This is a genomic window from Clostridium sp. DJ247 (assembly GCF_014231265.1).
Window position 1 is genome coordinate 1 of the sequence record NZ_JABAIW010000033.1, and the last position, 12237, is coordinate 12237.

The 12237-nt window shown below is 28.3% G+C and carries 13 protein-coding genes; 9 read left to right on the forward strand and 4 right to left on the reverse strand.

What is annotated here, in order from left to right; translation table 11 throughout:
• The 3 genes from HGI79_RS13680 to HGI79_RS13690 form a co-directional block, all read left to right on the forward strand.
• Nucleotides 1-1504 (forward strand): hypothetical protein (locus tag HGI79_RS13680; RefSeq protein WP_185651253.1); only part of this gene is annotated, 1504 nt, incomplete at its 5' end.
• Nucleotides 1505-1789: 285 nt separating this feature from the next.
• Nucleotides 1790-2203, forward strand: a complete 414-nt coding sequence (locus HGI79_RS13685) for a thioesterase family protein (protein WP_185651254.1) — start codon at nucleotides 1790-1792, stop codon at nucleotides 2201-2203.
• Nucleotides 2204-2277: 74 nt separating this feature from the next.
• Complete coding sequence (locus HGI79_RS13690) at nucleotides 2278-2478, forward strand: DUF4250 domain-containing protein (protein ID WP_185651255.1); 201 nt, start codon at nucleotides 2278-2280, stop codon at nucleotides 2476-2478.
• A gap of 40 nt (nucleotides 2479-2518) precedes the next feature.
• Here the strand turns inward: HGI79_RS13690 and HGI79_RS13695 are convergent, their stop codons facing one another.
• Nucleotides 2519-3169 (reverse strand): DUF1292 domain-containing protein, encoded by a 651-nt coding sequence (locus tag HGI79_RS13695; protein WP_185651256.1) that lies wholly within the window; start codon nucleotides 3167-3169, stop codon nucleotides 2519-2521.
• Between the two features lie 490 nt (nucleotides 3170-3659).
• Nucleotides 3660-4097, reverse strand: coding sequence for a hypothetical protein (locus HGI79_RS13700; protein ID WP_185651257.1), 438 nt, complete (start codon nucleotides 4095-4097; stop codon nucleotides 3660-3662).
• 212 nt (nucleotides 4098-4309) lie between these two features.
• Between HGI79_RS13700 and HGI79_RS13705 the strand changes: the two genes are divergently transcribed.
• The 3 genes from HGI79_RS13705 (at nucleotide 4310) to HGI79_RS13715 (ending at nucleotide 7413) form a co-directional block, all read left to right on the forward strand.
• On the forward strand, nucleotides 4310-4561 hold the full coding sequence (locus tag HGI79_RS13705; RefSeq protein WP_185651258.1) for a hypothetical protein: 252 nt from the start codon (nucleotides 4310-4312) through the stop codon (nucleotides 4559-4561).
• 226 nt (nucleotides 4562-4787) lie between these two features.
• Complete coding sequence (locus tag HGI79_RS13710; protein WP_185651259.1) at nucleotides 4788-5663, forward strand: potassium channel family protein; 876 nt, start codon at nucleotides 4788-4790, stop codon at nucleotides 5661-5663.
• 568 nt (nucleotides 5664-6231) lie between these two features.
• Nucleotides 6232-7413: an alanyl-tRNA editing protein gene (locus HGI79_RS13715; RefSeq protein WP_185651260.1), complete on the forward strand. Its 1182-nt coding sequence runs from the start codon at nucleotides 6232-6234 to the stop codon at nucleotides 7411-7413.
• Nucleotides 7414-7517: 104 nt separating this feature from the next.
• Here HGI79_RS13715 and HGI79_RS13720 read toward each other — a convergent pair whose 3' ends face one another.
• Nucleotides 7518-8273, reverse strand: a complete 756-nt coding sequence (locus HGI79_RS13720) for a ThiF family adenylyltransferase (protein ID WP_185651261.1) — start codon at nucleotides 8271-8273, stop codon at nucleotides 7518-7520.
• Nucleotides 8274-8720: 447 nt separating this feature from the next.
• Here HGI79_RS13720 and HGI79_RS13725 point away from each other — a divergent pair, with 447 nt between their 5' ends.
• Nucleotides 8721-9062, forward strand: a complete 342-nt coding sequence (locus tag HGI79_RS13725; RefSeq protein ID WP_185651262.1) for a CidA/LrgA family protein — start codon at nucleotides 8721-8723, stop codon at nucleotides 9060-9062.
• Nucleotides 9063-9067: 5 nt separating this feature from the next.
• Nucleotides 9068-9769: an LrgB family protein gene (locus HGI79_RS13730; protein ID WP_185651263.1), complete on the forward strand. Its 702-nt coding sequence runs from the start codon at nucleotides 9068-9070 to the stop codon at nucleotides 9767-9769.
• Between the two features lie 91 nt (nucleotides 9770-9860).
• Here HGI79_RS13730 and yedF read toward each other — a convergent pair whose 3' ends face one another.
• Nucleotides 9861-10442 (reverse strand): sulfurtransferase-like selenium metabolism protein YedF, encoded by a 582-nt coding sequence (yedF, locus tag HGI79_RS13735; protein WP_185651264.1) that lies wholly within the window; start codon nucleotides 10440-10442, stop codon nucleotides 9861-9863.
• Nucleotides 10443-10813: 371 nt separating this feature from the next.
• On the opposite strand from yedF, the gene HGI79_RS13740 reads away from it, so the two are divergent.
• The gene (locus HGI79_RS13740) at nucleotides 10814-12235 is read left to right on the forward strand and encodes a glycosyltransferase family 2 protein (RefSeq protein ID WP_185651265.1); all 1422 of its coding nucleotides are present in this window, start codon (nucleotides 10814-10816) and stop codon (nucleotides 12233-12235) included.
• Nucleotides 12236-12237 lie beyond the last annotated feature (2 nt).

Here is a 12237-nt window from a genome sequence, read left to right on the forward strand (position 1 = left end):
AACAAATGATAATAAGTTAGGAGGAGGAGGTAATACTGCAAAGCTCAGTGATGGTAAATCACAATCTCAAAATAATACTAAACCTACAACTAACTCCAATTCTAAAACAAATGATAATAAGTTAGGAGGAGGAGGTAATACTGCAAAGCTCAGTGATGGTAAATCACAATCTCAAAATAATATTAAACCTACAACTAACTCCAATTCTAAAACAAATGATAATAAGTTAGGAGGAGGGGGTAATGCAGCAAAGCTCAGAGATGATAAATCACAATCTCAAAATAATACTAAACCTACAACTAGCTCTAATTCCAAAACAAATGATAATAAGTTAGGAGGAGGGGGTAATGCAGCAAAGCTCAGTGATGGTAAATCACAACCTCGAAATAGTACTAAACCTAAAACTAATGACAACAAGTCCCCAGCAAGTAGCACTAGCCCAAAAATTAGTGATACAAAAGTTGTAGAGAATAATAAATTGAAAAATAGTGACAATGTAAAAGCTTCTAATAATACTCCTAAATCAAATGAAACAAGATCAACAGATAGTAGTACGCAAAAGGTCAGTGATAGCAAAGATACATCAATGTCTGAACCACAGAATAGTAACTTAAATTATAATAATAAAAATAACTTGAAAGAAGGTGAGGTAAAATCAATGACGGAGGACAATAATTCACCTTTAACTAATAACGATGCATATTTAAATAGTGGTGAAAATCAGTTATCTAACAACACAAATACAGAAAAAAACTTGTCAGAGGAAAATTCAGCATTACAAAGTAATGATTCAACACAAACAACGGTAAAAGACTCACCTAATGAAACCAATGATAATAATGTTAATACCAATAGTGATGAAAAAAACCTATCAGACAATAGTGAAAATGCCAAAAGCTCTAACACAGATGAAGCAAATAAATCATTAGCTTCAGAAAATAGTAGTTTAAGTGAAACCTTAGATAAAAGTCTTTCAAATACCAACCAATCATCCGTAGATAACAGTACATCTAGTGAATTTAATTATGTAAGTGGATGCTGTATGCAGAATATCAATGCATTAGAAAGTATTTTTCAACAACTAGTTAATGAAAACATTAGTCTATCAATAAATGATGCTGATAGAGGACTAATTACAAATTCTTTGGTTGTTTCTGTGGAGAATAGTATTATTAAACTTAAAACCCGAAAAAATAGATTAATCATAGTACCTATTTGTGAAATTGTTGCAATTAAAACAAATATACTATCTGTAATTAATTTTAGTCAATATGATACCATAAATACTGACAATAGTTATAATCTTAAGTGTGAAGGTATTGAAAAGTATCTTAATTCTATGATTGATAGAAGGGTGCTTATACAAACAATGGGTACTGGTGAATTTAGATATATTAATAATAAACCTATAACTAAAGTTGGAAGAGGCTTTGTAATCATTGATAACAATATTCTTGTGTCTTTATGTAAAATTAATTTAATTGAAGAGCTAAATTGTAACTAATTCATAGACAAAACCTGTGTTAAAGCTTAGTAATACAGGTTTTTAAGTTTTTTTATAAAGTTTTTATCACGCATATTGAAATATAGTAATAGTTTCTTTATGTCTAAACTCTTATAAGAGTAATACTTAAAAATCAGTTCATTAAGTTTTCATATTAAATATTTAAAATCAGCTAACTATATATTGCTAATGAAAATAATAAATACCAGTATTTTGTATAGACAAAAATTTAAATAATAGTAAAATAATCTTATATGATATAAAGATTAAGAGGGTGAAACCACAATGTATATTTCTGAAAGTAAATTGAAAGTAAGATATGTTGAAACAGACCAAATGGGAATAGTTCATCATTCTAATTATTATGCATGGTTTGAAGTAGGGAGAGGTGACTTTATTACAAAACTAGGTATAAGTTACCGTGATATGGAAAATCAAGGCATAATGATGCCTATTATGGAAACATACTGTAAATACCATGAAGGTGCAAAATATGAGGATGATATAATAATCAAAACATACATAGAAGAACTAAGTCCTGTGAAAGTAGTGTTTAGCTATGACGTTATAAGAGAAGCAGATGGAAAAACTTTAGCTAAGGGTAAAACCACTCAAACTTTTATAAACAATAATTTCAAAATAATTAATTTAAAAAAAGCTTTTCCTGATTTGTGGAACAAAATGTTGCAATTGAAATAAAGTGAAACTTGAATCAGAGTGAGTTTTAAAGCGAGTAGTTATGATATAAAAATATATTTAAATGAGGAGATACTATGGATAACAAAAAAATATTAGCTATGGATCCATATATATTGCTAAGCTGGATAAATACTAAGTTAAGAGATGAATTTAATACTTTAGACATGTTATGTGACGATTATGAAATAGAAAATGAAGATATTATAAACAAATTGAAGTTTATAGACTATATATACAACGAAGAAACTAATCAGTTTATTTCTAGTGAAGCTTAAGATTGTATATCAATAAAAAAGAGAGTAAGAACTCTCTTTTTTATTCTACCCCTTGATATATAGATACTATATAATCAAATTCTTCAGGATTTGAAATTTCTCCGTAGCTATCTTCGCTGATTCCAGGATAATAATATAATATAAATTTTTCTTTTGTTCTGTAATTTTCAATAATGATATATTTTTGATCTAATTCTATATCCTGAAGAGTTGCTAAGGCTTTATATTTGTCCAATTCACCAGTTCTGTCGTTAGTTAAATCTAGAGACCAGTTATCATATGTTCTTACATTGATTTTTTTATTATCACAGTATACGATTCTTGATTTAGGTTTACAAGCTAAGCAGCCATCAAATTTAGACTCCATGGAATTTTTGTAAACACACTTACTACAGTTTTCTAATTGAGTTAAGGTTTCTTCGTTATCTGTTTTGTATGAATTTAAAAGGTCTATATATTTATCCTGATCAAATAACTTTGAAAAAGAACTTTTTTTATTAAGTTCAGATTCTGCTGCTTCTATTAATTCTATATATTTTTTTAATAAAGGAAGCTTAGTTACGTATTTTCTGCTATTTAAATCTTTATCACTGATAAATGGTGACACGTTGTCAATAGCATAGGTTAAGTCCACATATATTTTGCCAAAATACTCTTTTTCTCTTTTTATAAATTCTTCACTCTTACTCATAATACCACCTTAATTCTAACTATATTTTTTAGTGTTTATTTTTAAATTAGGATTTTTTTATAAAATACTTTATATGATAATATTACATTTATTATATAGTATAAATTACCGTATTTCAATTTCAATATTGTGCTATTATAAATGTATTAGGCTAAAAAAACAAAATAACTAATTTACTCTTTAATTTATGCTGTATATCTTTGTTTAGCTAATTATTTACTGTAAAAAGATAAATTATTTTTGTAAATTGTTATTTTATTTATAGTTATAATGTATACATATGAATACCTAGATTAAGGAGTGTATTTATGAATAGCTGGATTAAAACGTTTTAAGTTACCTACAAGCGTTGCCTTAATTGATATAAAAGATAAGAAAATAGTGGCTAAAATTATTGAAATAAAATGTAATTAAGAATTTAGATATATAGTGTAAAATTACCACCTTTGAAAGTAAAAGCAGTAATTTTACACAAATACCAATATATAATCTAGATATCTGCATCTCCTATTTTGGGGGTTATATCCTCTAAGCTATTTGGTAAATTTAGATTAGGATTTTCTAAGTCTCCACCAAGTTCTTTGAGTATTTGCTTAGCTCTATCCTCTTCATTTGCTTCTACGTTAACAATTACCTTATAGTTAACATCAGCAATTTCTTCGAATTTTCCCATACCGCTTACCATAGGGCTTGCTGCGTCTAGTGGTCTTTGTGAAGGATCGTCAGCACGTTGTCCTGAGTTTAACACTAGAAAGCTTTGATTTGTAACGTGTTCGCTTCCAGGAAACTTAGATTCAGCATCATTATTGGTAAAATCAACAAAGTGATCATTTATATCCGCTACAGCATTTTTAAATCCTTCACCTTTTAATTTGCTTACGGCTTCATTAGCATTCTTTATTCCGCTAAAAAAGGCTTCAATTTTCATATAGGTTCTCCTTTCTTTCTATAAACATAACTAAAAATATCTTTTCACTATAAAGGAAATATTATTCCTTATAACAAACTTCAGTAGATTATTAAATAATATAAAAATAATATGAAAATTATAAAAAAACGTATATACTATAATATGAGAAGAATATGTCTAATATAGTTAAAAATAGATATTCAGTAGTATGAGTTTAAGGAGTACAAACTATGAAATATAAAATTGGACAAAAAATTGAGTTTACAGATAACTTTAGTATAAGTGTTGAAAAGGGTAAAAATGCCAATATAGTTAAAGGTGATCAAGCTATAGTGGTAAGAAAAGTAGGTAATACTTCAGGAGAGATAGTATATGTAACCGGTGAAGCATCTGGTCTTAGTCAGGTAATTTCAATTGAAGTAGATGATAATATAGATGCAGATCTTCTTGCAAAAAGAATTATGGATGAACTGGGAAAGTAATACGTAATATCTAATTAATAAATTTTTATCCGATGACTACCCGCTCTAATACTCTTATCTTTATATAAAACCTAAAAGTTTATAATAGTTATTAAAGTCTATAATAGTTGCTAATGTAAAAAGCTGATTATAATAATTTTTTATGCTTAAGCATAGGATTCTTATTTAATTAATAAAATTAAATAAGAACTATGAATGCTTAAAAAATAAAAATTAGGAGACTTTTATGAGAACTTTTATGGTTTTATATAGAGTTAGAAAAATAACATTGTTAACTATGCTGGCAGCTATATATGTAAGTGCATTGATAGTTTTCGGATTAGCTTATTGGAGAATAGCAAATAGGTCATCAGGCGAATTTTTTATTTTTGAAAATGACATTAATATGAAAACAAAGGTTAATGTTTTTAAGCGAAAACTTAAAATTAATATATATAATAAAGAATTTGACCAAGCTATAAGAGATCTAATTACTTCAGAAGAATATAAAAGACCTGTGGTAAAGCTGCCGAATGGTAACAATAATCTTTACCCATTTGCATTAGAAAATCCCTTAGGAGAAATATGGGCTAATTATTACTTTTTATTATTACAGAATAAAGGCATTACTCATATGAAAATAGATAGTTCCAGCCAACAAAGTATAAATAATAAGCTTCCTGCTTATAAATTAGTTATATCTTTTTATAAGGTAAGTGATGTAGATGTTAATACAAAATATTTCCTATACAAAAAGTCAGATAAAAAACTTTTAAATCAAGTAGGAACTCTCACTATATGGATAAAAAACTATCCTATATTAGAAAAAGAATTATTTCAAGATAACTACTATTATCCCTTAAATTTTTACTTTACAAATCTTGTAGAAAACTCTGTGTCTTTTTTAGATGATAGTCCTATAATTCTAAAAGGAGTGGCTGGTGGAAGTTTCAAATATCCTGTTTGGAACTTTATGTATTTTAGTGCTGTAACTATAACAACTTTAGGATATGGAGATATTTTACCTAATTCTACTTTGGTGCGTATACTTGTAATGTTTGAGACTGTATTTGGAGTATTAATAAGTGGAATGTTTGTTTCATGTCTATTTTGGAACAGATAAGTTAAATATAGATTACCCTGCCCGAAATTTAACTTATACTCCGGAATATGCTGCCAAACTTCGGCACGTTAAAAACTTTTAATTAGTCTAAAGTTCGTGTTTAAGCAGAGAGCCAAAATCTGTGATTTTGCGCGAATCGCTTACTCCTCTGACGAAAGGAAGAGGAGTTTCATAATAATATAAAGAACCTTTGATAAACTCGTACCTCAGTCCGGACCAACTTATCAATTACCATTGATAAGTCGCTCGTTGAAAGCCATTCAGGCTTTCAACCATATAAAAGCTCCTAAGATTTTCAAAAACACTTCACTAAGACTAATAAAAAAGTTTTTAAAAGTGCCATCAGTTTTGGCAGCATATTCCTACGTATAAGTTAAATTTAATTTATTTCACACAGCGTATTACCGTATTTACTACTAGTCAATGGTTTAACAAGGTTATTTTTAAAATATTGTGTAGCAAAATATGGAATGTGTTATAATATAAGCGTTAGAAAAATAAATTCGATATTATTAGTTGAAAGCTAATAGAAATTTAAAACCAAGGATATGAAAGGAGCTATTTAAGTATGACAGAAAAATTATTTTATGAGAATCCCTATTTAAAAGAATGTGAGGCTGAAATTGTTCAAAGTTTTTGTGACAATGGAAAAATCATTGTGGTATTAGATAAAACTCCATTTTATCCAGAAGGTGGTGGTCAACCTTGTGATTTGGGTAAAATTGATAACATAAAAGTCTTAGATGTATATGAAGACAACGAGGTAATTTATCATGTATTGGAGAAGGCTCCTGAAAATAAAAAAGTATTTTGCAGTATTGATTTTAACAGACGCTTTGACCTAATGCAGCAGCACTCAGGTGAACATCTTTTAGCTGGTGCAATTTATAAGTTATATAAAGGAAATAACAAAGGCTTCCACCTAGGAGAAGAGTATGTAACCTTAGACATTGATATTGAAACTATAACAGAGGAAATGGTTAGAAACATTGAAGCTGAAGTAAATAATTATATTTTTAGAAATCAAGAAATAAATACCTGTATAGTTTCTAAGGAAGAAATTTCAAAGTTTCCTTTAAGAAAAAGTATAAATGTGGATGAAGATATAAGAATTGTAGAGGCAAAGGATATTGACTGCTGTGCTTGTTGTGGAACTCATGTATTGAGAACAGGAGAAGTAGGTCTAATAAAAATTATAAAGACTGAAAGATATAAAGGTATGACTAGAATATACTTTAAGTGTGGTAATAGAGCTCTTAAAGATTTTCAACATAAGCATGAAGTAGTTTCGAAGCTAACTAGAAGTTTTTCATCTGACGAGTATAATTTAATAGAAACAATTGAAAATCAGATTTCTCAAGCTGATAGCATAAAGAAGGAATTAGTGAAATTAAAGAAAAAGCTTGCAGAAATAGAAGCAGCACAATTAGTTAACCAGGTGAGTTATTCTACTATTTTTAAAAAGTATAATGATAAAAGTTTTGAAGATGTTCAGTTAATTGTGTCAGCTTTAGAAAAAGAAGAATATATAGTAATAATAACTTCTTCATTAGATAACAAGATAATATTCCAGAACAATAGTAAGTATGATGTTAACTGTGGAGGCTTGTTTAAGGCAAATATTAAAGAGTTTAATGGTAAAGGTGGAGGAAATGCTAAGAAAGCTCAAGGAACCTTTGAGAATGAAGATGATTTAGATAGGTTTTCAACTTTCTTACTTTCATCTATAGAGCCACTTACTCATGTATAAATCATTAAATATATACTTATATTTGATTTATTTCATTTAAAAATAAAAAACACAGGAGATTTATATTAATCTATTCTGTGTTTTTCTATTAATTTTTCCCATAATTATCTTGATATAATATCCTTAATAACCTCTCCGCCGATTATCATTCCTGCAACTGGTGGAACAAATGAGATACTGCCTGGAATTTGTCTTTTTGCAGTGCATTTTTTGGAGCCGCTAGAACATACGCAGCCTTCCTTGCATGTTATAACTTCTTCTAATTTTGGTTTTAATGGAGTTTCTTCAGAATATAACACTTTTAAACTTTTTATACCTCTTTTTTTAAGTTCAGATCTCATTACTTTTGCTAATGGACATATCTTAGTATCATATATATCGGCTATTTTAAATTGGGTAGGATCTAATTTGTTACCTGTTCCCATACAGCTTATTATATTTATATTGTGATTCTTACACCAAACTACTAAAGACAGTTTTGAAGATACTGTGTCGATAGCATCAATAACGTAATCTGTATCTAAAGGTATTAAATCGCTTATGTTATCCTCTTTGATAAATGTTTGATAAATGTCTACTTTACAATTACGATTAATTTGCATAACTCTTTCCTTTAATACTGATACTTTAGGTTTACCAATAGTATCAAAGGTAGCATGTATTTGTCTGTTTATATTTGTAAGACAGATAGTGTCATCGTCAACTAAAATTAGATGTCCAACACCTGCTCTAACTAATGCTTCTAGAGCAAAGCTTCCAACACCTCCTAAGCCTAGTACTACTACCTTACTTTGCTGAAGTTTCTCTAAAGCTTCTTTTCCAACTAGTAATTCTGTTCTTGAAAGTGAATGCTGTTTCATTGGTATCTCCTCTTATTTAAAAATTATTATAATTGAACCAATCCAGAGCGTAGCAGCTCTTAACTCCCCCTTGTAGAAGATGGAGTATTAGGGCTGACAGTCCAGTGGATAAGTTGAAAAAATTATTATAATTATAGTTTTACGTGTATAGTATATATTAATTTAAATAAATGTCAATATTTCATTTAAAAACTTTAAATATTATTATATTGCATGCAATAATTCATTAATAGTATGTTTTGGGAGAAAATAATTGACAAATAGATTAAAAAACTTTTCGAGGAGAATATATTAAAGTTAATTTAACTTTTCTAGTAACACGTTTTTAAAATCATTTGGAATTAGCGGAATTTTTTTTATATTTTATTTTTTCTTAAAAATACTCCAAAGTCGAAAAAAAGGTGTATATTTATTAATAAGAACTTTATTTAGAAAAGAGGGTTAACTATGAAAATGATAAGGCAATTTGCAATTGTACTTCTAATTTGCTTCCTAGGTGAATTGCTTAGAAGGGTTTTTAACTTAACTATACCGGGTAATGTGCTTGGTATGATATTATTATTAATTCTACTATGCTCTAGAGTTATCAAATTAGAATTAGTAGAAGATATAAGTAATTTCCTGTTGGATCACTTGTCCTTCTTCTTCGTTCCAGCTGGTGTTGGTCTTATTACAAGTGTAAGTACTATAAAAGATTGTTGGCAATATTTAATTCTTATAGTGGTTATATCTACAGTTGTTGTTATGGCTATTACTGGAATAACAGTTCAATTATTTAAGAGGAGTTGAAGTCTATGAAAGATTTAATATCTACACCGTTATTCGCTATAATGGTTTCGCTAATAGCTTTTGAGATAGGTTGTATTATTTATAAAAAAACAAAATTAGCTATTTTGAATCCGCTTTTAATAGGAATAATTCTAGTAATGATATCTTTAAAGTATCTTAATATAAGCGTGTCAGATTATGATAAAGGTGGACAGTTCATAACATTCTTTTTATCTCCGGCAACCGTAGTATTGGCTGTACCGCTTTATAAGAAAATTAAACTTTTAAAAGAATATGCAATACCAATATTTGCAGGGATTACCTTAGGTACTTTAGGTGGAATTATAACTATAATATTCTTATGTCGTTTATTTGGGTTAACCAAGCCTATTGATGTTTCGATGATTCCTAAATCTATAACTACACCAATTGGAGTTGAGGTTTCAAAGCAATTAGGAGGAATTCCATCCATTACTGTAGCCGCTATAATAATAACAGGTATAATTGGATCCATAATAGGCCCTGCTGTTTTTAAAATTTTTAGAATAAAGGATAAAGTAGCTATAGGGGTGGCTCTTGGAACTTCTTCCCATGCTGTTGGTACAGCAAAAGCCATTGAATTAGGAGAAACAGAAGGTGCTATGAGTAGTCTTTCCATAGGAGTTGCCGGACTCATTACCGTGCTAATAGCTCCTATAGTAGTAAAATTTTTGTACAGTTTAATATAATATTAAGTTTATATTGTAGAACTAAAAAACTGTTTAATTTTATGGAAAGTTAAACAGTTTTTTAGTTCTAAATAATATTTAATTTTAGCTGTTATATTTTTATTGAGTTATCAGCAGAATTCATTTTTTCTACTATTATGTACATATTAGTGATTTCTCCCACCCTCAGCTTATCTTTCAAATTGTAGTAATCTAGGCAAGTTCCACAGCTAAGTATGTTAACTCCTCTTTCCTCTAGTTTTTTTATGCTCGATATGCAGTCTGATCCATCAGTTGCAAGTTTAACTCCAGCATTTAAGAACATTAAGTCAGATGGCATAGAGTTACTCTCAGATAAAGCGTATAAATAGCTTTTCATTAAAGTAGTACCTAAAGTATCATCTCCTAATCCAAGCTTGTCATTAGTTATTAATATTACTAGCTTTTTATCATTAGTTTCCTTAGATAAACTATTTATAGTTTCCTTATTTATAGTAATATAATACAAATCATTATTTTTATCTATAGTGCTTTTAAAGTTATTACTTTGTGCAAATTTAACTATATTATTTTTTGCTACTTCGTTATCTACTATAACAGTAGCCTCACCTTTACTAATAGAATCAAAATATTTTTTTGTGTTGATTACAGGTATAGGACAATTTAATCCCTTACAGTCAATTATATTATTCATCGTTAACAACACCCTTTCTAAATTAATTGAAGGAATTTATTATATATTATTGATATTTGGTTAAATTAATGTATGTATAGTATAAAAGAGAATAATATCTTTTACATAAATAAATTATATCATAATTATATATTTAGACTAATAAGTATTAAGAATATATATCATAACAACTATTAGTTAATATAATAACTATTAATTATTCATTAACTAATAGTTGTTATGGTAAGGATTACATGGAAAAATAAGCTGCTAAAATCAGAATTTTACGAAATATAGACTAACATGAAAAATATATGATATTATGATATACAGTATCTTGTATAAGATAATTTATAAAATAATTTACAATAACATATAGAAAGGGTTTTTTTATGAAGGAGTTTATTTTTAATTCTACATTTATTCATAATTCAACATTTATTTTTCAGATTGCTGTATTTACCATAACCATGTATTACTTGATTCTTTCTTTATTTGGTCTTTATAAAAGAGAAGACAAGGGGGCAGAGAGCAGTGTTCAAGGAAAGAGGTTTGCATTAATAGTAGCTGCTCATAATGAAGAAACGGTTATAGGTAAGATTATAGAAAGTTTGAAAGATTTAGATTATCCAAAGGAAATGTATGATATTTTTATCGTTGCAGATAACTGTGATGATAACACTGCAAGTATAGCAAGTAGCTATGATGTTAATGTGTACCAAAGGAAAGTACAAGATAAAAGAGGAAAAGGTTATGCATTAGAATGGATGTTTGATAGAATTTTTAGAATGAATAAGCATTACGATGCAATAGCTATTTTTGATGCGGATAACTTAGTTTCTAAGAACTTTCTAAAAGAAATGAATTACAAGTTGTCACAGGGATATAAGGTAGTTCAAGGATATATAGATAGTAAAAATCCTAATGATTCATGGATTACTCAGTCCTATTCTATATCCTTTTGGACAGCAAATAGACTTTTCCAATTGTCTAGAGCAAATTTAGGACTATCTAATCAAATTGGAGGAACTGGTTTTTGTATGGATGTTGATATATTAAAGAAGCTTGGTTGGGGTGCTACCTGCTTAACAGAGGATTTAGAATTTACATGTAAACTTGTTTTGAATGGATATAAGGTTGGGTGGGCACACAATGCTATAGTTTATGATGAAAAACCGCTAACGTTAAAGCAGTCATGGAATCAAAGAAAGAGATGGATGCAAGGGTTTACTGATGTTGCTTCAAGGTTTTTCTTTAAGCTTCTAAAAAAGGGCATAAAAGAAAGAAATTTCACTGCTTTGGATTGTGCTCTATATACTATACAGCCTTTTATCATATTGTTAATAGGTATATCTGCTATATTGACTCTTTTACAAAGTAATACAGGAGGATTAGATATATTTACTATAGATCAATATTTTCCTCATGCATGGAAGGTCTTTAGTATAGCTCAATTTATGTTTACACCACTAATCCTGCTTTTAGAAAGTAAGCTTTCTAAAAAAATGTTTGCAGTATTTGCATTATATTCGCTAAATGTGATTATATTGTTTAATATATTTAATGATCCTGTAAACCCGCCAACATCTATAGAAGTGTCATTAGGAAAGATTACTTACATAGGAGTATTTATTATAGCTCTGTATATAATAGATAAAAAGTATTCACTTAAGATATTTATTTGGTATTTAATGTATGGAATATATACTTTAACATGGATACCAATAACTATACAAGGAATAATGGATAAGAACAATAAGGAATGGAGTCACACAAAACATATAAGACAGATAAGTATTCAAGAAGTTGAATAATT

Excerpts from the sequence above, each read along its gene's own strand:
- HGI79_RS13725 (WP_185651262.1), top strand. The coding sequence starts at position 8,721 with ATGAAAATGATAAGGCAATTTGCAATTGTACTTCTAATTTGCTTCCTA.
- yedF (WP_185651264.1), bottom strand. The coding sequence starts at position 10,442 with ATGAATAATATAATTGACTGTAAGGGATTAAATTGTCCTATACCTGTA.
- HGI79_RS13710 (WP_185651259.1), top strand. The coding sequence starts at position 4,788 with ATGAGAACTTTTATGGTTTTATATAGAGTTAGAAAAATAACATTGTTA.
- HGI79_RS13700 (WP_185651257.1), bottom strand. The coding sequence starts at position 4,097 with ATGAAAATTGAAGCCTTTTTTAGCGGAATAAAGAATGCTAATGAAGCC.
- HGI79_RS13695 (WP_185651256.1), bottom strand. The coding sequence starts at position 3,169 with ATGAGTAAGAGTGAAGAATTTATAAAAAGAGAAAAAGAGTATTTTGGC.
- HGI79_RS13705 (WP_185651258.1), top strand. The coding sequence starts at position 4,310 with ATGAAATATAAAATTGGACAAAAAATTGAGTTTACAGATAACTTTAGT.
- HGI79_RS13715 (WP_185651260.1), top strand. The coding sequence starts at position 6,232 with ATGACAGAAAAATTATTTTATGAGAATCCCTATTTAAAAGAATGTGAG.
- HGI79_RS13740 (WP_185651265.1), top strand. The coding sequence starts at position 10,814 with ATGAAGGAGTTTATTTTTAATTCTACATTTATTCATAATTCAACATTT.
- HGI79_RS13690 (WP_185651255.1), top strand. The coding sequence starts at position 2,278 with ATGGATAACAAAAAAATATTAGCTATGGATCCATATATATTGCTAAGC.
- HGI79_RS13720 (WP_185651261.1), bottom strand. The coding sequence starts at position 8,273 with ATGAAACAGCATTCACTTTCAAGAACAGAATTACTAGTTGGAAAAGAA.
- HGI79_RS13685 (WP_185651254.1), top strand. The coding sequence starts at position 1,790 with ATGTATATTTCTGAAAGTAAATTGAAAGTAAGATATGTTGAAACAGAC.
- HGI79_RS13730 (WP_185651263.1), top strand. The coding sequence starts at position 9,068 with ATGAAAGATTTAATATCTACACCGTTATTCGCTATAATGGTTTCGCTA.